The 1,611-nt window shown below is 63.4% G+C and carries 1 protein-coding gene and 1 pseudogene; one reads left to right on the top strand and one right to left on the bottom strand.

Annotation, left to right across the window (positions count from 1 at the left end; translation table 11 throughout):
• Window positions 1-253 precede the first annotated feature (253 nt).
• Window positions 254-1,111 (top strand): 3-hydroxyacyl-CoA dehydrogenase, encoded by an 858-nt coding sequence (locus KZA10_RS14585; RefSeq protein ID WP_045247274.1) that lies wholly within the window; start codon window positions 254-256, stop codon window positions 1,109-1,111.
• 40 nt (window positions 1,112-1,151) lie between these two features.
• Here the strand turns inward: KZA10_RS14585 and KZA10_RS14580 are convergent.
• Window positions 1,152-1,484, bottom strand: a pseudogene (locus KZA10_RS14580) (transposase); the annotation flags it as partial.
• Window positions 1,485-1,611: the final 127 nt, after the last annotated feature.

Below are 1,611 nucleotides of genomic sequence, written 5' to 3'. Positions count from 1 at the left end.
AGACCAGCGAAGCACTCGCGCAACTGCGGGGGCTCATCGAAGGTCAACTCGGGAGTTTCTCGCGTGGGTTGGTGCTCGCGTTGCTCGCGCTTACCGGGATGCTCGTCGCGATACTGCTGTACGGCCTACGATCTGCGAGACGACCTCCGCCACCAGATCGCGCAGATCGTGCGGGGGCTGGCGGCGACCCGCGAGGCAACCGGCGAACGTCGACCATGACAACCACACAGAACCGGAAATGAAGGAGAGCAGAATGAGCAGCATCCACAAGGTCACAGTCCTCGGCACCGGCGTCCTGGGATCGCAGATCGCGTTCCAGACGGCGTTCAGCGGCTTCGACGTCGTCGCCTACGACATCAGTGACGAGATTCTCGAGAAGGCGAAGTCACGTTTCTCGTCACTGGCAGAGACCTACAAGCAGGACGGCGTCGCCGGGGCCGCCGAGGGGAAGGCGGAGAAGGCGCTCGAGAACCTGACGTATTCCTCCGACCTGGCAGACGCCGTCAAGGACGCGGATCTGGTGATCGAGGCGATCCCCGAGGTCTTGAAGCTGAAGCAGGAGACCTACGAGAAGCTCGCCGAGGTGGCGCCGGAGAAGACGATCTTCGCGACCAATTCCTCGACGCTGCTGCCCAGCGACATGAAGGACTTCACCGGCCGGCCGCAGAAGTTCCTCGCTCTGCACTTCGCCAATCAGGTCTGGAAGTTCAACACCGGAGAGGTGATGGGAACGGACGAGACCGACCCCGCCGTCTTCGATGAGATCGTCGACTTCGCGGCCGAGATCGGCATGGTGCCGATTCCGATCCACAAGGAGAAGGCAGGTTACGTCCTGAACTCTCTCCTGGTGCCCTTCCTGAACGCCGCAGCCGAGCTCGCCGCCGGCGGATACGCGGAGCCGCATGACGTCGACAAGGTCTGGCGCATCGCGACCGGCGCCCCCATGGGGCCGTTCCAGATCTACGACGTCATCGGGCTGACCACGCCGTACAACATCATGTCGCACGGCAGCCCGGAGGCTCAGAAGATCGCCGCCTGGTTGAAGGAGAACTACATCGACAAGGGCAAGCTCGGCATCTCGACGGGCCACGGCTTCTACGACTACGAGTGACCAAGGAACAGAGAAGGAAGAAAAAGATGCGTTATACGGCTCATCGCGAATGAGAGTGTAGGAGCGGTCTGAATCCGCCGGCTTCGAGGAGCGATCTGGCGACGTAGTGCGTGAGGTTCCGGAAGCCGAGGGCGGAACCGCGAAGGTGCTCGAGCCGGCCGTTGATGGCCTCCGTTGGGCCGTTGCTCGTTCCGGGGCGGTCGAAGAACGCGAGGATGTCCGCGGCGCGCTGCTTCAGTGTGCGGCCGAGGCGACGGACCTCTTTGAGCAGCGCGGGGACGCCGTTGCTGACAGAGTCGATCACCGCCCGCATCATCTCCTTCGCCTTGTTCTTGTCGGGTTCGCGGTAGGCGGCGACGATGCGCTGGTAGATGGAGCGGTCTGAATCCGCCGGCTTCGAGGAGCGATCTGGCGACGTAGTGCGTGAGGTTCCGGAAGCCGAGGGCGGAACCGCGAAGGTGCTCGAGCCGGCCGTTGATGGCCTCCGTTGGGCCGTTGCT

Origin of the sequence: Microbacterium sp. BF1 (genome assembly GCF_019279095.1) — a bacterium.
Taxonomy (GTDB): domain Bacteria; phylum Actinomycetota; class Actinomycetes; order Actinomycetales; family Microbacteriaceae; genus Microbacterium; species Microbacterium maritypicum.
Note: the sequence above shows the minus strand (reverse complement) of the source record. Positions and strands in the feature narration are given on the sequence as shown.